This is a genomic window from Streptomyces sp. NPDC006711, from assembly GCF_042869775.1.
Classification (GTDB): Bacteria; Actinomycetota; Actinomycetes; order Streptomycetales; family Streptomycetaceae; genus Streptomyces.
On sequence record NZ_JBIAGO010000014.1, the window covers coordinates 132,652 to 150,757 of the forward strand.

Consider the following 18,106-nt stretch of genomic DNA (forward strand, 5'->3'; position numbering starts at 1 on the left):
CGCCCCCGGGACGGACCAGCACGGCGCCGCCCCGGGTGGCCAAATCGGGATTCACTCGAACGGCCCCATTTGGCTGGCGTACGCCTCCGGTGAAGCGGAACGTCGGGCACGTCACGACCGCCGACGCGCAGGCAGAAGGAGGCCGTCATGGCACAGACCGCGCCCCCGCCGGGGGGACCGTCACCCACTCCTCCCCGTACCGACACCAGGACGGGCGGATCACCCTGGGCGAGCGGCGGCGCCGTGTTCGCCGGGGTCCTGCTGTTCGTCGACGGTGTGCTGGCCGTGCTCAACGGCATCGCCGGTATCGCCAAGGACAACGTGTATGCGCGCGTCGGCGACTACACGTACGAGTTCAGCCTGACCGCCTGGGGCTGGATCCACCTGATCATCGGCGTACTCCTGGTGATCACCGGCTCGGGGATCCTGAAAGGCGCCGAGTGGGCCCGAGCGCTCGGCGTAGGCCTGGCGGCGCTGAGTATCGTCGCCAACTTCATCTGGCTGCCCTACCAGCCGATCTGGGCCGTCATCGCCGTCGCCATCGGTGTCTTCGTGATCTGGTCGCTGCTCACGGACCGACCGAGAACAGCACGCTGAGACCGACCTCATCAGAGACGCGGCGGACGGCCCGCTTTCGGCCGGTGCGCGCGGCCCGATGCTCCCCCGGAGGACACCGCACCAGCCGAGCGAGGCTGCTGCGGTGCCCTCGCCGGTCCGGCCGACGGCTCCACCGGGCGGTGGGTGCGAAGGCTGTGGCTAGAGGTCGGTAGCGTGGTGCCGGTCGTCGTGGACGACTCGTACGACGTGAGATGCGGCTCCGGCTGTCCGGGGCCCGGTTTGATGGGGAGTGTGGCCGATGAGCAGGGATCTGGAACGGCCCGTGATCGAAGTTCCGCGTGGCAGGGCGCCGCAGTTCCTGGAGATCAAGGACCTGTGGCTGGGGGACGGGGACGAGGCGGTCAAGGGGAGCCGGGTCTCCGTCCACTACGTCGGCGTCGCGCACTCGACAGGGCAGGAATTCGACGCCAGTTGGAACCGGGGGGAGCCCTTCGAGTTCGACCTGCTTGCCGGTCAGGTCATCAAGGGCTGGGACATGGGGGTGAAGGGAATGAAGGTCGGGGGCCGCCGTCGACTGGTCATCCCCGCGCACCTCGGCTATGGGGACCGGGGAGCGGGTCCGGCGATCAGGCCGGGCGAAACCCTCATCTTCGTCGTGGACCTGCTCGCGGTGAAGTAACCGCGACCGCGCCCGACCTCCTCGGACTGGATGCGGCAGGCTTGCGCCCTGGCGGGCCCGCTCGCGGCGGGGCCGGGCGCGCGTCGGCACGTGCCATGCGATGTCGGGACCGCACCCAGTCCCGGCGCACGTGCCTGCGGGTGTCCAAGACGTACCCCAGTCCCAGCGCGGCGGGTTGGGGCACTGCCCCGGACCGTGCATCGCAACTACGACACGTGGCGAGGCTGTCGGGCTCTCGCCGCGGACTCGCGCAGGTGCCGCCGACGCCGGACGCTTGGGGTCGGCCGCCCGGGGCAGGCCGGGGCAGGTCAGGTCTCCAGGCCGGGGACCCCGGCGGTGTCCTTCCTGGGCGCCAGGTACTCCTGCATGGCCCGGCGACGCCACCGCCTCGCGCGCTCCGTGTAGTGCGCGTCGCGCGGGTTCGTGGCCAGGTGCGTCATGGTCAGCTCGATCACCCAGTCGTCGACCCGGTGGTGGTTCTCCAGGGCATCCAGCGCCCCGCGCATCCGTATCCGCTCCTCGCTGCCCACTTCGGCGGCCAGCCGCTTCTCTCTGAGGACGTCCATGACGCAGACCTGCCCGACGCGCAGGAAGTCGCGGTATTCCCGCCCGCCGGCCGCGAGCCGCGCGGTGACGTGCTCGGCGGTCAGCGTGCCACCGCTGCGTTCGACGAGCGCGGCCACGAGGTCGGCTGCCTCTCGGCGGCGCACCTCGTCGTAGTGGGCGGTGCCCTCGACGTATGGCTCTTCAGGGTGCCAATCCAGCAACTCCCGTCCCTGCTCCGTCCAGTTGTAGTTGGAGTCGTCCGGCTTGTGCGGTCCCCACGTATCGGCGAACGTGAAGGGGCCGCCGGTGCCGACGCACAGCAGGCAGGCGCTGATGCCGGCCTGCGCGCGGCCGCCGACGATCCAGCCGAGTGTCATCCAGTCGCCGCCCGGCGTCCAGACCCGGAGGTCGCACGTCGGCGGGTGCTCCGCGTTCGTGAACCATCGTGGTTCGGGTGTCGGGTCGACGGAGGCCGGGCGGCCCTCGGGCCAGTGGTCGGGGGGCAGGCGGGGAACGGTCGGCCGGTCGGGGTGGGCGTCCGCGCGGTGTACCTGTACGGGCCGGGACCACGGCTCGGCGGTGGCGTGCTGCCAGACCTCGGCGCGCAGATCGCCGCAGTCACCGCCGGTCGGACGCTCCGGCACGCTCAGCCGATGGGCGACCGCCGTGTCCGCCAGGAGGACGGCGTTGTCTAGGCGGTCACACCACGCCCGGGTCCACCAGCTCGGGGCGCCACCACCACCATGGTCCTCGCCGAGAACACCGTCCGGCACGCTGTAGATCCGCACCTCGTACGGCAGTTCCGGGCTGGGGCACGCCGGATCGAGGGCAGGGGGGAAGGTGCCGGGCCGCTCCGCCGACCAGCCGTTGTGGACATAACGCCAATACGGCTGGTCGTCCGAGCGCCAGACGACCGGCCACAGCGCGGCGACCTCCACCCGGCCGTCGTCCAGCCGGTACGGCACGGCCACCCGCGTGCCCTGCGGCGCTGCCCCGACGCAGTCGTGGACCTCGCGAATGACGACGCCGTCGGCGTCCGCCTCCGCCACGCCCCACCGGACGCCCGTCGTCGCGATGGACCCCGCTGGTCGGCTGTGCGTCCTTGTGCTCGATCACCCTCACGCGTACGAAGCCGTGTTCGGCCACCATGCCGGACAGCGCCGCCACTACGCGATCGTCCCAAGTAGGGGACGCGGGCCCGGGGGAGATGCCGCGCAGCGCCCCAGTGGACTTCGCGTCCTGCCAAGCGGCGGCGCCGGCCTCACGGGCCGTGGGGTTCCACTCCTTCGGCGTCATGCACCCTCCCAACCAACGGTTTCTCACCCTCCCGCCAACCACATCCGTCAGGGCCGAACCAGGACAGAGCAGTCGCTGAACTGCCCGACCCCCGGGAGACGTTGACCGACGGCGTCCCGGGCGGCGTGAGCGCCGGAACGACGGTGCACGGCAGTACGACTCCAGCCGTACGAAAACGGTAACGCCCACCACTGACAGCCCGCCAGGGAATGTCGAGCGGCCCCCGCCCGGATGCCAAGCGGCCGCGCGCGGGACGCGGACAGCACGCGCCGACCTGTCGGGTGGGGCCGTACTGTCCCCTCACCCGCTACTCGGTGATACCGTATAGCGGTACTCGTTAATACGTAGTACCGAAAGACTGAAGGGCACCTGCCATGGACGACCTCACGGAGATGTTGAAGGGCACGCTCGAAGGGTGCGTACTCGAAATCATCGGCAGCGAGGAAACCTACGGGTACGCCATCACCCGCCAGTTGAACGAACTGGGCTTCGCCGACGTCGTCGAAGGGACGGTGTACACCATCTTGCTGCGGCTGGAGCGGAACAAGCTCGTTGAGGTGACGAAGCGGCCATCCGGGGTGGGCCCGCCGCGCAAGTTCTACGCGCTCAACGACGCCGGACGCCAGGAACTCGCGAAGTTCTGGGCGAAATGGCAGTACCTCTCATCACGCATCGACAGGCTCAAGGAAGGCGGAAGATGAACTTCTGGGAGAAGGTCACAGGCAGCGATCTCACCAGGGAATGGAAGGCGTTCGAAGCCCGGGCCGAGACCCTGCCGGACGACTACCGGGCGGCGTGGGGGCAGATCATCGCGCACCTCGTCCCTTACGGGGACGTAACCGGCCGCAACCTGATGCCGATTCTCGACTCCGCGCTGGGGCTGCTCGAAGCGGCAGCCGCAGACGGTCAGAGCGTGCACCAGGTGCTTGGCGAGGACATCCGGGGCTTCTGCACCGCGCTTGCCGGTGGAGAAGGGGCGCGGACCTACCGTGACCGGTGGCGCGAGCAGTTGAACAGGAACGTCGCACGAAAACTGAGCGGGCTGGGAGGCTGACGTGAGCATCCAAGACATCATCGAAGGCAAAAAACAGTGGCGACGCCACATGGCCCGGGTCAAGGAACTCCCCCCGGACTATCAGATCGTCTACAAGGAGATGCAGAAGTACCTGTTCAAGGTCGGACCGATCGGCCTGTCCGGCGGGCCCCTGCTTCCTGGGATCGTCGACTTCTTCGAGGAGGGAGTCGCCGCAGGCAAGGGAGTCCTGGAGCTCATCGGCACCGACGTCGCCGCGTTCTGCGACGACCTGATCAAGGACTCTCCTACCTACGCCGACGTCTACCAGGAATCCGTCAGCGCGGAAGTCGGCCCGGACAAGAAGTGACGCCCGTCGCCCGCTACCCCTGTCGCCATCGCCGCCTTCGACCCCAGAGCGCGTACCGGCCCCAGCGGGTTGGCGCCCCACCCGGTTCGGTGGAATCCGCGACAGCTTCAGCCGACTCCGCCGGTACGCGCCGGTACGTTGATCGTCCACCCGCTCCAGCGCGCGGGTGGACACCGTGGCCGACGTTCAGTCATCCACCCGCCGCACACCCGCCCCCGAGGTCAATCGCCAGAGCCCGGACACCTCGTAGTAGACGCCGTTCACCACCTGCAACAGCAGCAGCGTGACGGGCCACAGGAGCGCGCCGAGGCCGGGCACCGTGTCCACCGGCAGGGTGTAGGCCATCACGACCCGCGCGGCTGCGTCGAGCAGCATCGCCACGCCCCAGATCGCGGTCGAGACCCGCCAGATCCTGCGGAAGGCCGGCTCGCGTTCCCACAGCACGTCCCAGGAGGTGCCGTCGGAGCGGAACCGCCCCTCGAGCAGGGGGCGGCCGCCGTGGAAGAGCAGAGGGCGCCTGGCCCGGATGGAGATCAGGAACCACAGCCCGGCCGCGCCGGTCAGCCAGCCGTCCTTGGCCAGCAGGAAACGGGGGCTGCCGCCGATCAGTGCGGCCGCGACGCCGAGCATCATGGTCCCGGCGACGAGCCCCGCCATGCCCTCCACACTGCGGGTGCGCAGCCACTGCGCCGCCGTGGTGAGCGCGGGCAGGAGAGCACCGGCCAGCAGCGCGGCGAAGACGCTGACGCCGGCGGCGCGCAGGCCGTAGTACAGCGCGATCGGGACCACGATGTCCCCAAGGACGCCGAGCAGCACTCGCCGGCCGCTGGGCCGGGGCGGTGCCCCGGGGGCCGTCCCCACCGGGACGCCGCGTGGAGTCATGACGCTCTCCGGGTCACGAGGAGGGCCAGGGTGGTGATCTCGCGGACGCAGTCGTCCACGCACAGACGCGGTGGCTGTGTCATACGTACGATGGCGGCATCGATCGCGGACTTCAGGGTCAGTGCCATCAACGTGGTGTCGAACTCCCGGAATTCACCGCTCTCCTGACCGGCGCGCAGGATCGGTTCAAGTTCCGCGAGGTTGGACTGGGCCGACGCCTCGGGGCCGTAACGCAGCGCACCCTCCGCGTCCCTGGCGTTCACGCAGATCTCGTACATCGCCCGGACAGCGGCCAGGTTGTGCGCGATCCAGGTCAGCTCCGCCTCGATCCGGGCGGTGAGGCGCGCGGTGGCGGTCGGCGCGCCTTCGGTGCGGCGGGCGATGGCGTCCTGGGCCCGCAGGGCGATGTCGGTCAGCACCGCCTCCATCAGCTCGTCCCGGGTGCCGAAGTGGTAGGAGATGAGCCGGGTGCTGGATATTCCGGCCCGCTGCCGCACCCGCTCGAAGGTGGTCCGTCCATATCCGCTCTCGGCCAGAATCCGCACGGTGGCCGCGATGATCTGCTCGCGCCGCGCCGTCGCACTTGGCGACCGCCGCCCGCCCCGACTGCCCGGTATTACCTGCACAGGTAAATTCTTCCGTGCCGGACGACGATTGAAACCGAAGGCGACCGACCGGGCTCAAGGCGGGCCCCGGCCAGTCACCTTCGTCTCAACTCGCCCACCACAGTGCCTGGTTGCGCCCCCGCCCCCGCCCCCGACCTGGACGAGAGCGCGCTGGGCACTGCGGACGCCAGAAGCCACGCGCCCTGCTCCGGCCCTTCGGGTCAGAAGTTGAGGTCCAGCGCCTTGACCTTGTCCCGCTTGCGGTCCGGGTGGCTGTCCGGGAAGACGAAGCAGCGGGTGTTCTTGAGCTTGTTGTCCTCGACCTTCGCGGTGGAGAAGATCACGACAGGCACGCGCTCACCCTTATTGAGGAAGTCCGCACGGAAGTCGATGATCGGCGCGTCCTCGCCCCAGCGGCCGAGGAAGTCCTCCACGACCTCCTGGTCAGCGTAGATGTGGCGGATGTGGTGACCGACGTACGTGTCCGGCTGCTCGTCGGCGCCGACGATCGCGATGTCCTTCCAGTTGGCGTGGGCGACGGTGCCGTCCTCCTCGATGAGGTGGATGGCGACGGGGCAGGTGTCGTAGTACGCCTGGATGAACTTGACGGCGTCCGCACCCACCGGGGTGTATGCCGCGTCGGCCCGGTCGACCTGTCTGATCCAGGCCTGCGCGGTGGAGTTGCCCCGACCGGCCCCCGGCGAGGGCGTCGGATGCGTCGTCACCGGGCGCAGCGCCCAGAAACCGTACGTGCTGCCCCCCACCTCGCCGAAACCGACGTTGGCATAGCCGGACGGGAAGTCGGCGTTGGCGAAGCCGGCGTCCAGGTTCTCCACCGGCTCACCGGCCGCGAGGAGCGCGGCGTAGTCGTCGATGCCGAGGGCGTCGGCGAGCTGGGCACCGGGGGACGCATGGTGGGAAAGGAGCTCCGAGGCGGCCTTGTTAGCCAGTACGACGCGGCTGTCGGCGTCGGTCACCAGCATGGCGGGGGAGGCCCAGTTGAACAGGTCGAGAAGCTGCTCGGACGAAGGGTGACTGGACATGATGGCATGCCTTTCTCGAGTGACGCGGAATGTGGTTTCGCGGCGGGGAAGAACGTGGGGGAGCCCGGTCACAGCACCTTGCGGCTGTAGTTGAAGACCTGGCCCGTGGGTCCGTTCGAGGGGAACTCGGCGATGGAGACGATCCATTCGGCCACCGTGCGCGGCGCTTTGAGCCAGTCCGTGCCGAAGCCCTCGTTGATGGCGCGGATGATCTGGTCGCCGGCCTCACCGTCAAGTCCGGCCAACGTCATGGCCGTTGCGACCGGGCCGGGGCGCACCTCGTTCGCCACGACGCCGTCGTCGGCGAACTCGACCGAGCAGGCCCGCATCAGGGCCGTCATCGCGGCCTTGCTGGCCGCGTAGGCCCACCGGTCCGGCTGGTACCCGTTGGCCAGGCTCGCCCCGACGAAGGTGAGCGAGCCGTCCCCGCCCCGAGCGAGCAGGGGGGCCGTCGCCTGGATGAGGCTCAGGGCGGTGTGCACATTGTTCTCGTACGCGTCGGCCGCCACCTGCCAGTCGAGCTTGCGGAGGTCGACCGGGTCCGGCGAGACGCCGGAGTTGAGCACCACGGCCCGCACACCGACGGCCGTCGTGGACGACACCGAATCGAGCGCCGACCGCACGGCGGCATCGTCTCTGAGATCGGCCAGGCAGTCGACGTAGCCCGTCTCCCGCGCGAGCCGGGGGTTCCCCCGCCGGGACAGGCCGACAACGGTGTACTCCCGGTTCAGGAACTCCGTCGCGACGGCCGCGCCGATCCCGGACGAGGTCCCGGACACGACGGCGACACGCGCGTTCTGCGCACCCATCAGGCAGCCTGGAACACGGCCGTGTTGATGGCGTCGAGTGTGCGCATGGACTCGATGTTGATGACGCCCGGGTCCAGCTTCCGGCCGTGCAGACGCTCGATCTCGATCACCATTTGGACGAACTGGAGGCTGGTCACCACGCCCGACTCGACGAGGTCCGTGTCGTTCTGGATACTGACCGGCTCCTCGTGCAGGCCGCCGAGCCAGTCACGGAGCAGCGCTATCTTGCTTTCCACGGCTTCCTCTTTCTCTTGCTGGGAACGCGCCAACTTGGTGCCTACGTGCTTGCTGCCTACCTGCTTGGAATAGGCCAACTTGGCCTGGAATACGCCTACTTGGACCTGAAGTGCACGGCGAAGCCGGCCGGGTGGGCGAACGACTGGCTCGTCATGGTCGGTTGGTCCCGGGTGACGACCACCTCCGAGCAGCGCTCGGCGAGCGCCGCGATGAGCAGCGAGAACTCCGCCTTGGCGAGCATCGCCCCCGGGCAGGCGTGCGCGCCGACCGCGAAGGGGATCGAGCCCTTCAGGCTTCTGCCGACCCGGAACCGGTCGGGGTCGTCGAACATCCGCGGATCCCGGTTGGCCCCGGCGACCGAGGCGAGTATCGCCGAGTGCCGAGGGATGTCGACGCCTTGGACCGTCACATCCTCTGCCGCGAACCGGACGATCGTCTGCACCGGCGGATAGAGCCGCAGGGCCTCCTCGATGAACGCCTCCCGGGCCGTTTCGTCACTGAGTTCGTCCAGGCCGATGACGGACCGGCCCACGCAGTACACCAGCGAGGTGATGAACGCGCTGCTGGTCTCCGTGCCGGCCAGGAAGAACAGCAGGGCCGTCGAGCGCACCTCGCTGTCCGTGAGGGTGATGCCCTTGCGGTCGCGGGTCCGTTCAATGGTCTCCAGGAGGGAGCGTGAGTCAGCCGCCCCCAGGGCGCGCTGCTCCTCGATGAGCCTGAGCAGTGCGGCGACGTTGGCATGGGTCTGGGAGCTCTCCTCGGTGGGGTAGTCCAGGAGGCGGGCCAGCGGGCGGGTCAGCTCGTGGAAGCGTTCCTCAAGGGCCGGGTCGATACCGAGGATGGCGCACACGATGCCGTAAGGGACCTTGTGGGCATAGGAGTTGTAGAAGTCGTGCGTCTCGGTCCCGGCGACGGTGTCCACGAGCGCGTCGATGAGGCGGGGCATCAGGGTCCCCCGGTACTCCGCTATCCGTCCCGCCGACAGGACCGGAGCGAGCAGGGCGCGGAAGGCCTTGTGGGCGGGGCCGTCGGCGTCGAGCACATTGGGCCCGAAAGCTCGTGCGCTGGCCTTGAGCGGGTGCTCGGCCGCGATGCCGGGGTGGGTCAGCACATCGTGCACCGCGGCGTTCCCGGTGACGGTGAACAGTCCCTCGTCGAGCCGGTGCACATCGGTCCCCGGCGGCAATTCCCGGTACCAATAGGGCTTCGCGAGCAGGCTCGTGGGGCTTTCCGGCGGCCTGGTGGGGATTTCTTCCGTACTTACCCCGAGCACGTGACACGTCCTCCGACGCCCAAGCCGCTGATACCGGCCAGCAGGCGCATCGCATCGAGCCATTCGGAATCGGTGAGCCCCAGGGAACCGGGGGCTGTGTAAAATGCGGTGAGTGTTCCCGAACGCCCCTCGGCGCCGACGATGTCGACGCTGAATTCGATCTTTCCGCCGCTGCTTCCCCCTGGCGATTTGACGTCGGTTGCGAGGGAGAAGTTGCCGAAGGAAAGGGAGACTTCTTCGGCGAAATTGCGGCGAAGAAGTTCGAAGGTGAGACGCAGACGCTCCTCGGGATCGGACCGCTTCGCGTACCTCTCAAGGAGAGCGTTCGCCGCTTCCATGACCCGCTCGATGCGGCGCTTGCTCTGGATGGATTCCAGGGCTAAGGAAAACTTCTCTTCCGTGCGGCTTTGCGTACTCAAAACGAGAGTCCTTCCCTGGACGCGGGATCGCCAAAAGATGGGGAAAGGGCGGCGTGAGACGGATGAGGGCGACTTCAGGAGACGTAGCCGAAGCGTGCCGAAAGCTCGCGCTTGTTGATTTTGGTGTTCTCCATGAGCGGCATGGCGGAGACGAAGTGGACCTTGGCGGGCACCATGTAGGCGGGCAGTAGCTTCCTGAGCCGGCTCCGCATGTCCTGCTCCGTCATGGCGATGTCGGGCGTCTCGGCGAACAGGATGATGCGCGGGGTCCCGTTGCGGTCGGGGATCGGCAGCAGGACCGACCGCCTGCTGCCGAGCGAGCGGGCCGCCGCCTCGATCTCCGCGGGCTCGATCCGGTGTCCGGCGACTTTGAGCTGGGCATCCTTGCGGCCCACGATGCGCAGGCGGCCGGCGTCGTCGATCCAGCCCTGATCACCGGTCAGATACACCCGGCGCTCGTGCCCGTCGATCAGTTCGTTCGTGAACGCGGCCGCGGTCTGGTCGGGCGCGTCCAGGTAGCCGAGAGCGAGCCCGGCGCCGCCGATGGCGATCTCGCCGGTCTCGCCGTGGGATGCCAGGGAGCCGTCCCGTACGACATGAAGGTCCGTGCCCGGCACGGGCCGGCCGGCGGGAATGCCGGCCGCCGCCGCGCTGTCGGCCTTGGTGATGCGGTGGGTGGTGGCGAACACACACGATTCGACGGGACCGTACCCGTTGTACAACTCGATGCCGGGATGGGCCTCGTGGAGCCTGCGGCAGCCGGCGGGCGACGGCTTGTCTCCCCCGAGGAGCACCGCGCGCAGACCGGTAAGGCAGTCGATGTCGCCGTCCGCGATCACATCGAAGAGCGACGGAGTGAGAAAGAGATGGGTCGCGCCGAAGTCGCTGATGTACGCCCGGATCGCCGGCGGCAGCAACAGGTCGCCTTCGTGGACGACCGCCGTGCCGCCGGTGAGCAGCATGCCCCACAACTCCAGGGTGAAGGCGTCCCAGGCAACCGCCGACGCGTTGATCATCACCGGTTCCTCGCCGAAGTCCATGAAGGGCTCGGGCGTGAACAGCCGGGTGGTCGCCCGGTGCGGGGAGAGCACCGCCTTCGGGGTGCCGGTGCTTCCGGAGGTCCAGAAGACCGTGGCACACGCGTCGGGTCCGACCGTGGGCAGTGGCCGGGACGGGGTGCCGAGGCGCGCCGTAGGGTTGCGCAGCTCGCCGAAGGTGAGGTGGCCGATCGACGCCTGGTGGAGGCCTGCCGATCCCGCGGTGTCCGCCAGGACGACCTCGGCGCGCATGGCGTGCGAGAACTGGGCGATCCGCGCGGCCGGCCACCGCACATCGAGGATTCCATAGGCGCCGCCGGCCATCAGAATGCCGAGGATGACCGCGGCCAGCTCCGGAGATCTGCGGGCCACCACGGGAACGACGCTGCCGGGCCTGACCCCGAGGCCGCTCAGGTGGCGGGCGAGGCGACGGGCCTCGGCGGCCAGCTCCGCGTAGCTCGTCGCACCGGCCGCCGACACCACGGCCGTGCGCTCGGGGAACCGCTGGGCGACACGCGTGAACGCGTCATGGATGGTCGCTTCCCGGTTGGCCGGGCCGTACATGCTGCTCATGATCGATACCCCCGTTTCGACGCAGTTGCCGGCCGTCGCCGGGTCAGTCGAACTTCATCGACGACGGAACGATCGATCCGGGGGCGAGGTCGAGTCGCGGCGGGGCGGAGAACTCCAGGAGAACGGCTCCCTCTTCGCCGACGAAGGTGGCCGTGTGCCGCGAACGCGCGGGGAGGTAGGCCACGTCACCGGAATTGAGTTCGTACTCGGTGCCCTCGCAGACGAACCGAATCGTCCCCTCGGTGACCACGACCCACTGCTCGTTCTCGTGCCAGTGCGGCGGGAGGTTCAGGTCACCTGACTGGTCGGCGACCACCTTGAGACAGGAAATCTCCTGGCCGAATGCGAAACGCCGGGCCAATGCGATTCCCTCGGCCTTCAGTTCCTCGTGATCGTCCCAGTTGATCTTCATCGGTCCCCCTGCGATCGCATGCCGACTCGATGGTACGGAAAATTCTCGCGCCGGCCGTTCAGTTTCCTGCGGCGGCGAATCCCGTATCCGATTCGACCGTACGCGGTACTTCCGGCTGTCCTCAACGCCATTTCAAATGCTGGACAGTTGAGGGGGCGTAGGAGGCATAGCGAAGTGGAGGTTCTGGAAGGGAAAGGTCGTCTTATGCGTTTCGGGAAAACTCCGCGGTGTCGGTCGGCTCGGGGGACGGGTACTCGGGCGCGGCGGTCTTGTGGTCGGGGAGGCGGAGTGCCAGGACGACCGGAGCGACGAACACGGCGAGCAGCGCGTAGAACGTGGCACCCAGGCCGGCCCGGTCGGCCAGCCAGCCGAAGGCGGGGGAGCACAGGCCGCCCGCCGCCATGGCGAGCCCCAGGGTCAGTCCGCTGGCCGTCCCCGGCCGGTTGGGCAAGTAGTCCTGGGCGAGCGTGACTTGCGCGGCGAACGGCAGGAACATCGCGGTACCGAACACCACCGTGCTCACCACCAGGACGGGGAAGGCGGGAGCCCACGCGATGCCCAGCAGGGCGGGCAGCGCCACGAGATAGCCGATCCGGACCGAGGCCATCCGGCCATACCGGTCACCGATCCACCCGCCGAGCAGGGTGCCGACGGCGCCTGCCGCGGTGTAGCAGGTGAGCACGGTGGCGCCGGCCCCCGTGGACTGCCCCAAGTCGCGCTGGGCGTGCAGGGACACCAGCGAGGTGACCGTGACGAAGGGGATCGACCAGCCGATGATGACGACCACCAGGCGCGTGAAGGAACGCCAGTCGTCCGTGCGGCCGCCGCCCCGTGCACCCGCGCCGGCCGGGACACCGGTGACCAGCGGCGCCGCCGGTGTGTACCCGCGCCACCGCATCCACGGCCCCCGCAGCACCCAGAGCGCCATCATGACCAGGGCGGGGATCGCCAATAGGTAACTGCGCGAGAACCCCAGGGAGCCGATCACCAGGGTGACAAGCGCGGGAGCGAGCGAGCCGCCGACCGTGCCGCCGACGGAGAAGACGCTCATCGCCTTCTGCGACGAACCGCCGGCCGCGCGGGCCTGGCTGGTGGCCGGCGGGTGGTAGGCGGCTATGCCGATGCCCGCCAGCGCGACACACAGCCAGGTGAGGAGGTAATTTCCGGCGAGCCCGGCCGCCACCACGCCGAACGCCGCCGTCACGAACCCGACAGGCACCAGCCAGGACCGCGGCCTGCGGTCGGACAGCAGCCCGAACAGCGGCTGGAACAGACTGGACACGCCGCTGGCCGCGAACGCGAGACCGGAGACAGCGGCGTAGCTGTAGTGCCGCTGCGACATCAAGAGCGGCAGCATCGCGGGGATCGCGCCCTGGTAGAGGTCGTTGACCACATGCGTACCGGCGAGGAAGCCGAGTTGCCCTTTTTCCATCGTGAAACCGTTCATTCCGTCCGTAGGGATGCCGGTGGTCGACCTCAGGTCATCAGGATCGGGCCCTCAGGTCCTCTGAGGTGTCAGCTCAGCGACGGTGCGAGCCCAGGACGTTGCCGGTGGGGGAGCGGGGTCGGCGCCCCTACCGGCAACTCGCCGTCGTCAGCCGGGATTACGGCAGGGACGGGCGGCGGGCGCGCACACTCCACCGGCCGTCGGCGCGGTCGAGGTGGATCGGGTGGTGGAAGCACTTGCTGACCTGATCGCGGCGGCGCGCCGTTCTCTCAGGCCGAGCAGGTCGATGGGGCGCCCCGGTGCGGGCGCCGGTCACCGTCCGGCCTGTCCGGCCCGGTTGACGGCCGCGAGCACGGCCTGCACCGACGCGGCGAGAATGGAGGTGTCCCAGCCGGCGCCCCAGAAGGTGGCCCCGTCCACCCGGCACTCGGCGTACGCGACGGCGGGACTGCCGGGTCCCGCGCTGGTGGCGTGCTCGGCGTAGTTGAGGATGTCGACGGCGATGCCGGCGTCGGCGAGGACCTGGGTGAGGGCGGACAGCGGCCCGTTGCCGGTGCCCTCGTAGGAGCGTTCCTGACCGTTCGCGCTCAGGACACAGCTGAACCGGTGCTCGCCGGGCCCTGTTTCGGTCGTGCTCCACGAGCTCAGGACGACAGGACCGTCCTGTGCCGGGGAGATGTAGTGCGTGCGGAACAGGTCCCACAGATCCTTGTGCGAGAGCTCCTGCCCGCTCGCGTCGGTGGCTCGCTGCACCGTGCCGGAGAAGTCCGGGCGCATTGCTTTGGGAAGGTCAAGGCCGTGGTGGGTGTGGAGCAGATGGGCGATTCCGCCCTTGCCGGACTGGGAGTTGATGCGGATGACTTCCTCGTAGGTCCGCCCGATGTCACCCGGGTCGATCGGCAGGTAGGGAACCTCCCAGGGTGCCTCCTCGGCCGGCACGCCCAGCTCGGCCGCCCGCTTCGTGTGGTGGGCCATCCCCTTGGCGATGGCGTCCTGGTGGGTTCCGGAGAATGCCGTGTGGACGAGCTCGCCGACGTAGGGGTGGCGCGGGTGGATGGGCAGCCGGTTGCAGTGTTCCACCACGTCGCGCACGGCGTCGATGTCGGAGAAGTCGACCATGGGGTTCACGCCCTGCGCGTACAGGTTCAGCGCCAGCGTGACGAGGTCGACGTTGCCGGTCCGCTCGCCGTTGCCGAAGAGGCAGCCCTCCACCCGCTGCGCCCCCGCCAGCACGGCGAGTTCGGCGCAGGCGACGCCGGTGCCGCGGTCGTTGTGGGGATGCACGGAGAGGATCACCGCGTCGCGTCGCGCCAGGTGACGGTCCATGTATTCGATCTGGTCCGCGTACACGTTGGGGGTGGCGATCTCCACCGTGGCCGGGAGGTTGTGGATCACCGGCCGGTCCGGGGAGGCGTCCCACAGCTCGGTGACACTGTTGCAGACGTCCAGAACGAAGTCCGGCTCGGTGAGGTTGAAGACCTCGGGGGAGAACTCGAACCGGATGTCACCCCCCGACCGCTCGTCGGCGCGCCGCAGCAGATAGCCGGCGGCATCCAGGATCATCCCGTGGAGCTCGGTGCGGGAGCGGCCCAGGACCACATCGCGCCACGTCGGCGCGGTGGCGGTGTAGAGGTGCACGACGGTGCGGGGAAGCCCCTCGATGGAGGCGATGGTGCGGTCGATCAGGTCGTTGCGGGCGGCGGTGAAGACGGAGATGGTGACGTCGTCGGGGACGGCGCCGCTGGTGGCGAGGTGGCGTACGAAGTCGAAGTCGGTCTGGCTGGCGGAGGGGTAGCCGACCTCGATCTCCTTGTAGCCCATGGTGACCATCAGGTCGAACATCCGGCGCTTTCGCTCGGTGTCCATGGGCTCGGCCAGCGCCTGGTTGCCGTCGCGCAGATCGACCGGAACCCACAGCGGGGCCCGCTCCAGCCGGCGCGAGGGCCAGGTCCGGTCGGTGAGCGGCAGCGCGACCCGGTCGTGTGCGGGCCGGTACCGTTCGTGCGGCATCGCGCTCGGCCGCTGGGGGTTCCACGCCGGAGCGTCCACGGGAACCGGTCCGGACGGGGTGCGCAGGGTGGTGGAAGCCTGGGTCTGGGAGGAAGTCATGAGGCGGAACTTCTTTCAGTCAGCCATCTGGTGACCGGCACGTCCCGATACCCGCTGCGAGGTGCCGGTCGGATCAGGCCCCGCAGCGGCGACCGAGAAGAAGAAGCTCGCACAGCGACATGCCGGGTACAGTAACCACAACTGAACACCTCAGACAACCCGAGAAGTGAAAGTGACGGTGAGCGACGAATGCCTCTGGGTGCACTGCGGCCAACTCCCTTGGTCGAACAGGCCACTGAGCGGCTGCGCGAGCAGATCATCCAGGGGGAGTGGACCGTCGGAACGAAACTCCCCGGTGAGAACTCGCTCGCCCGGATCCTCGGCGTGGGGCGCTCGACCGTACGCGAGGCCCTGCGCGCGCTCGCCGGCGCGGGCCTCGTGCAGCCGCGCCAGGGCGCCGGGGTCTTCGTCATCGCCACCAAATCCCAGGAGGACTGGCCAACCAGCCTGCGGCGCGCGGCCGTTACCGATGTCTACGAAGTGCGCATGCTCATCGAGGTCGAAGCCGCGCAGATGGCCGCGCAGCGCCGCACCGATGACGACCTCGCCGCCCTCCACCAGGCGCTGGCCGCGCGCCGCGACGCCGCGGGCGCGGGCAACGCCGAGTTCGTCGACGCGGACATCGCCCTGCACTCGGCCGTGGTCGCCGCGGCGCACAACCCTGTACTCACCGCGCTGTTCGCCGAGTTCGTACCCGTTCTGCGCCAAGGGCTGATCGACCTGGTGGAGCTGCTGAACCTGCGCTCCGGGGACCCCAACCACGGCGACGACGGTCACGCCCTGCTCGTGGAGGCCATCGCGCGGGAGGACGCCGAATCCGCCGGGCACACCTTGCGCGACGAGCTGAAGCAGACCCTCGAACGCCTCCAGGCGATCTGACCCCGCGTCCGGCTTCGCGCTGCCGGTGCGCCTTTTCCACGGGCGCGGTATCCGCCGCCGGAGTCCGGGAGGCGGCGGCCGTCCCGCCTCCTGGGCCACCCTGTTCTCCCGCGTCGGCGCCTTCCCCCCCCTGTGCCGAGCCCAAGTTGCCGGGCGCCGCACGGAGTTGGGGCCTCCGCCACCACTCCTACCTTCGATAATTCGTTGGCGCGGAGCCCGCCCACCATCGACTCTGGTCACCGTGTCAGAGCCCAAGCATCGGATCCGCGCCCTCCATACGGCCACCACGGTGACGGTCTACCAGGCGTACGCGCCGGAGATCGGCCTGCCCGCAGCGCTCGACGGGCGCTTTCCGGCGACGTGGCGGCGGGACCGAATGACGTGGATCAAGCCGTCATTCCTCTGGATGATGTATCGCTGCGGCTGGGCAGCCAAAGAGGGCCAGGAGACCGTCCTCGCAGTCGAAATCACCCGTGACGGATTCGAATGGGCCTTGGCCAACGCCTGCCTGGCGCGCTACGAGCACGGGCTGCATCCCGACCGGGCCACCTGGAAGCGCCGGCTCAAACGAGCCCCGGCCCGGGTGCAGTGGGACCCCGAACGCGACCTGCGCCTACAGCCGCTTGCGCACCGCTCCCTGCAACTCGGCCTCGCTGGTGAAGCCAGCGGGCGCTATGCGGAGGACTGGATCGTCTCGATCCGCGACGTCACCACGCTCGCGCGTACGATCCATGCCCACGTCAGGGAGGGCGCTCTGGACGCCGCCCAGCGACTCCTCCCCGCGGAAAGCCCTTACCCGGCGAGCGACCGGCTCACGGCCCATCTGCGCGGCTGAGCCCGCGACCCCGATTACGTGCTGAACCCCGCCGGCCCGCTGGGGGTGGCGCTTCCCACTTGAGCACCGTTCGCAGGGGAAGGTGCTGCTGGACGTGCTGCTTCAACCAGTGTCGCGTCCCGCAGGCGAGTTCAGATCGGTTACCGATGAGCTTCCCCCGGCGCGCCGGTCTGTAGGCATGAGACCAACACCCGGAAGGCTGGCCCCATGCGGAAACTGATCTACGGCATGAACGTGACCCTGGACGGATACATCGCCGCGCCGGGCGACGACATCGGCTGGAGCGCGCCGAGCGATGAGCTGTTCCAGTTCTGGTCCGACCAGTTGCTGGAGACCGACTTGTCGCTGTACGGCGGCAAGTTGTGGAAGACGATGAGCTCCTACTGGCCGACCGGCGACCAGCAGCCCAACGCCACCCCGGCGGAGATCGAGTTCGCTCGCCGCTGGCGGGACATGGCGAAGGTGGTGTTCTCCTCGACCATCGACACGGTCGACTGGAACACCCGCCTGGTCCCTGGCGACGCGGTCGCCGAGATCACCCGCCTCAAGGCCGAGGACGGCGGCCCGATGGACATCGGCGGCGCGACGCTCGCGGGGGCGGCCATGCGGGCCGGACTGATCGACGAGTACGTGCTGGCCACCGCGCCCGTCCTGGTAGGCGGCGGCACGCCGTTCTTCACGGTGCTGGACAACTGGGTGAACCTCAACCTCGTGGAGACGCGAACGCTTCCCTGCGGTGTGATCCTGACCAGGTACGAGAGGAGGCGCTGAGCGCCCGTTGCGGACGCGCTGATGGGCGGAGCGCGCCGGCGTCCGCCGCGACGCGGTGAGACCTCCGATCCGTGAGTCTCACGAAGCGTGCCGAGCGCGATCCGTCGGCGCGTAGAGGAGCCGGTCGCCCCGTCGCGGAGGCGGAGAGCGTGTCGGTGACGGCCCCGATGCCGGCCTCACCCGCGAGCGCCCGACGTCCCCCGGCATCCCGGCGCCCAGCTCGCCCTTGCGTCGATGAACCGGCGTGAACATGGCTGGGTCCGGAGCCAGTTGGCCCCGGACCCAGCCCCGATCGCCGATCACCGACCCCCCGT

General features: G+C 69.3%; 20 protein-coding genes. 8 read left to right on the forward strand and 12 right to left on the reverse strand.

Translation table 11 applies throughout. The annotated features are described in order from the left end of the window. Positions 1–147 precede the first annotated feature (147 nt). Positions 148–597 carry a hypothetical protein gene (locus tag ACFYM2_RS25190; protein WP_358997009.1) on the forward strand — a complete coding sequence of 150 codons (450 nt, stop codon included), beginning with the start codon at positions 148–150 and terminating at the stop codon, positions 595–597. A gap of 259 nt (positions 598–856) precedes the next feature. Continuing rightward, on the forward strand, positions 857–1,237 hold the full coding sequence (locus ACFYM2_RS25195) for an FKBP-type peptidyl-prolyl cis-trans isomerase (protein WP_358997006.1): 381 nt from the start codon (positions 857–859) through the stop codon (positions 1,235–1,237). 308 nt (positions 1,238–1,545) lie between these two features. Here ACFYM2_RS25195 and ACFYM2_RS25200 read toward each other — a convergent pair whose 3' ends face one another. Continuing rightward, complete coding sequence (locus tag ACFYM2_RS25200; protein WP_388839286.1) at positions 1,546–2,832, reverse strand: hypothetical protein; 1,287 nt, start codon at positions 2,830–2,832, stop codon at positions 1,546–1,548. Positions 2,833–3,453: 621 nt separating this feature from the next. Here ACFYM2_RS25200 and ACFYM2_RS25205 point away from each other — a divergent pair. The 3 genes from ACFYM2_RS25205 to ACFYM2_RS25215 are packed head-to-tail and all read left to right on the forward strand — an operon-like array spanning position 3,454 to position 4,461. Then, positions 3,454–3,780 carry a PadR family transcriptional regulator gene (locus ACFYM2_RS25205; protein WP_358997002.1) on the forward strand — a complete coding sequence of 109 codons (327 nt, stop codon included), beginning with the start codon at positions 3,454–3,456 and terminating at the stop codon, positions 3,778–3,780. Next, positions 3,777–4,133 carry a DUF1048 domain-containing protein gene (locus ACFYM2_RS25210; RefSeq protein ID WP_358996999.1) on the forward strand — a complete coding sequence of 119 codons (357 nt, stop codon included), beginning with the start codon at positions 3,777–3,779 and terminating at the stop codon, positions 4,131–4,133. Before ACFYM2_RS25205 ends, ACFYM2_RS25210 begins: the two co-directional genes overlap by 4 nt. Before the next feature lies 1 nt (position 4,134). Further along, positions 4,135–4,461 (forward strand): DUF1048 domain-containing protein, encoded by a 327-nt coding sequence (locus ACFYM2_RS25215; protein ID WP_388839290.1) that lies wholly within the window; start codon positions 4,135–4,137, stop codon positions 4,459–4,461. A gap of 186 nt (positions 4,462–4,647) precedes the next feature. On the opposite strand, the gene ACFYM2_RS25220 is transcribed toward ACFYM2_RS25215, so the two are convergent. From ACFYM2_RS25220 to leuA, 11 genes are all read right to left on the reverse strand, one after another. After that, positions 4,648–5,343 (reverse strand): VC0807 family protein, encoded by a 696-nt coding sequence (locus ACFYM2_RS25220; protein ID WP_388839293.1) that lies wholly within the window; start codon positions 5,341–5,343, stop codon positions 4,648–4,650. Continuing rightward, a complete protein-coding gene (locus tag ACFYM2_RS25225) occupies positions 5,340–5,969 on the reverse strand; it encodes a TetR/AcrR family transcriptional regulator (RefSeq protein ID WP_388839296.1) in 630 nt (209 codons plus the stop codon). Before ACFYM2_RS25225 ends, ACFYM2_RS25220 begins: the two co-directional genes overlap by 4 nt. A 200-nt stretch (positions 5,970–6,169) precedes the next feature. Next, entirely contained in the window at positions 6,170–6,991 is an 822-nt protein-coding gene (locus ACFYM2_RS25230; protein ID WP_388839299.1) for a PAS domain-containing protein, read from the reverse strand. A 68-nt stretch (positions 6,992–7,059) separates the two neighbouring features. Continuing rightward, complete coding sequence (locus tag ACFYM2_RS25235; protein ID WP_388839302.1) at positions 7,060–7,800, reverse strand: SDR family NAD(P)-dependent oxidoreductase; 741 nt, start codon at positions 7,798–7,800, stop codon at positions 7,060–7,062. Then, positions 7,800–8,036 carry an acyl carrier protein gene (locus tag ACFYM2_RS25240; protein WP_358996984.1) on the reverse strand — a complete coding sequence of 79 codons (237 nt, stop codon included), beginning with the start codon at positions 8,034–8,036 and terminating at the stop codon, positions 7,800–7,802. Before ACFYM2_RS25240 ends, ACFYM2_RS25235 begins: the two co-directional genes overlap by 1 nt. Positions 8,037–8,131: 95 nt before the next feature. After that, entirely contained in the window at positions 8,132–9,310 is a 1,179-nt protein-coding gene (locus ACFYM2_RS25245; RefSeq protein ID WP_388839305.1) for a cytochrome P450, read from the reverse strand. Then, complete coding sequence (locus tag ACFYM2_RS25250; RefSeq protein WP_388459852.1) at positions 9,298–9,729, reverse strand: hypothetical protein; 432 nt, start codon at positions 9,727–9,729, stop codon at positions 9,298–9,300. Before ACFYM2_RS25250 ends, ACFYM2_RS25245 begins: the two co-directional genes overlap by 13 nt. Before the next feature lie 74 nt (positions 9,730–9,803). Next, positions 9,804–11,339 (reverse strand): amino acid adenylation domain-containing protein, encoded by a 1,536-nt coding sequence (locus ACFYM2_RS25255; protein WP_388839308.1) that lies wholly within the window; start codon positions 11,337–11,339, stop codon positions 9,804–9,806. Positions 11,340–11,382: 43 nt separating this feature from the next. Further along, positions 11,383–11,751, reverse strand: a complete 369-nt coding sequence (locus tag ACFYM2_RS25260) for a cupin domain-containing protein (protein ID WP_388839311.1) — start codon at positions 11,749–11,751, stop codon at positions 11,383–11,385. Positions 11,752–11,953: 202 nt separating this feature from the next. Next, positions 11,954–13,183: an MFS transporter gene (locus tag ACFYM2_RS25265; protein ID WP_388839314.1), complete on the reverse strand. Its 1,230-nt coding sequence runs from the start codon at positions 13,181–13,183 to the stop codon at positions 11,954–11,956. Positions 13,184–13,510: 327 nt separating this feature from the next. After that, positions 13,511–15,307 (reverse strand): 2-isopropylmalate synthase, encoded by a 1,797-nt coding sequence (gene leuA, locus ACFYM2_RS25270; RefSeq protein ID WP_388839317.1) that lies wholly within the window; start codon positions 15,305–15,307, stop codon positions 13,511–13,513. 189 nt (positions 15,308–15,496) lie between these two features. On the opposite strand from leuA, the gene ACFYM2_RS25275 reads away from it, so the two are divergent. The 3 genes from ACFYM2_RS25275 to ACFYM2_RS25285 all read left to right on the forward strand — a co-directional run bounded on the left by ACFYM2_RS25275 (position 15,497) and on the right by ACFYM2_RS25285 (position 17,792). Beyond that, complete coding sequence (locus ACFYM2_RS25275; protein ID WP_388839320.1) at positions 15,497–16,186, forward strand: FadR/GntR family transcriptional regulator; 690 nt, start codon at positions 15,497–15,499, stop codon at positions 16,184–16,186. Positions 16,187–16,427: 241 nt separating this feature from the next. After that, positions 16,428–17,021: a DUF4291 domain-containing protein gene (locus ACFYM2_RS25280; RefSeq protein WP_388839323.1), complete on the forward strand. Its 594-nt coding sequence runs from the start codon at positions 16,428–16,430 to the stop codon at positions 17,019–17,021. Positions 17,022–17,228: 207 nt separating this feature from the next. Continuing rightward, entirely contained in the window at positions 17,229–17,792 is a 564-nt protein-coding gene (locus tag ACFYM2_RS25285) for a dihydrofolate reductase family protein (protein WP_388459848.1), read from the forward strand. Positions 17,793–18,106: the final 314 nt, after the last annotated feature.

What these genes read in the sequence shown, in the direction of transcription:
- ACFYM2_RS25190 (WP_358997009.1), top strand. Translation starts at nt 148, where the DNA reads ATGGCACAGACCGCGCCCCCGCCGGGGGGACCGTCACCCACTCCTCCC.
- ACFYM2_RS25195 (WP_358997006.1), top strand. Translation starts at nt 857, where the DNA reads ATGAGCAGGGATCTGGAACGGCCCGTGATCGAAGTTCCGCGTGGCAGG.
- ACFYM2_RS25205 (WP_358997002.1), top strand. Translation starts at nt 3,454, where the DNA reads ATGGACGACCTCACGGAGATGTTGAAGGGCACGCTCGAAGGGTGCGTA.
- ACFYM2_RS25210 (WP_358996999.1), top strand. Translation starts at nt 3,777, where the DNA reads ATGAACTTCTGGGAGAAGGTCACAGGCAGCGATCTCACCAGGGAATGG.
- ACFYM2_RS25220 (WP_388839293.1), bottom strand. Translation starts at nt 5,343, where the DNA reads ATGACTCCACGCGGCGTCCCGGTGGGGACGGCCCCCGGGGCACCGCCC.
- ACFYM2_RS25230 (WP_388839299.1), bottom strand. Translation starts at nt 6,991, where the DNA reads ATGTCCAGTCACCCTTCGTCCGAGCAGCTTCTCGACCTGTTCAACTGG.
- ACFYM2_RS25235 (WP_388839302.1), bottom strand. Translation starts at nt 7,800, where the DNA reads ATGGGTGCGCAGAACGCGCGTGTCGCCGTCGTGTCCGGGACCTCGTCC.
- ACFYM2_RS25255 (WP_388839308.1), bottom strand. Translation starts at nt 11,339, where the DNA reads ATGAGCAGCATGTACGGCCCGGCCAACCGGGAAGCGACCATCCATGAC.
- ACFYM2_RS25260 (WP_388839311.1), bottom strand. Translation starts at nt 11,751, where the DNA reads ATGAAGATCAACTGGGACGATCACGAGGAACTGAAGGCCGAGGGAATC.
- ACFYM2_RS25265 (WP_388839314.1), bottom strand. Translation starts at nt 13,183, where the DNA reads ATGGAAAAAGGGCAACTCGGCTTCCTCGCCGGTACGCATGTGGTCAAC.
- leuA (WP_388839317.1), bottom strand. Translation starts at nt 15,307, where the DNA reads ATGACTTCCTCCCAGACCCAGGCTTCCACCACCCTGCGCACCCCGTCC.
- ACFYM2_RS25275 (WP_388839320.1), top strand. Translation starts at nt 15,497, where the DNA reads ATGCCTCTGGGTGCACTGCGGCCAACTCCCTTGGTCGAACAGGCCACT.
- ACFYM2_RS25285 (WP_388459848.1), top strand. Translation starts at nt 17,229, where the DNA reads ATGCGGAAACTGATCTACGGCATGAACGTGACCCTGGACGGATACATC.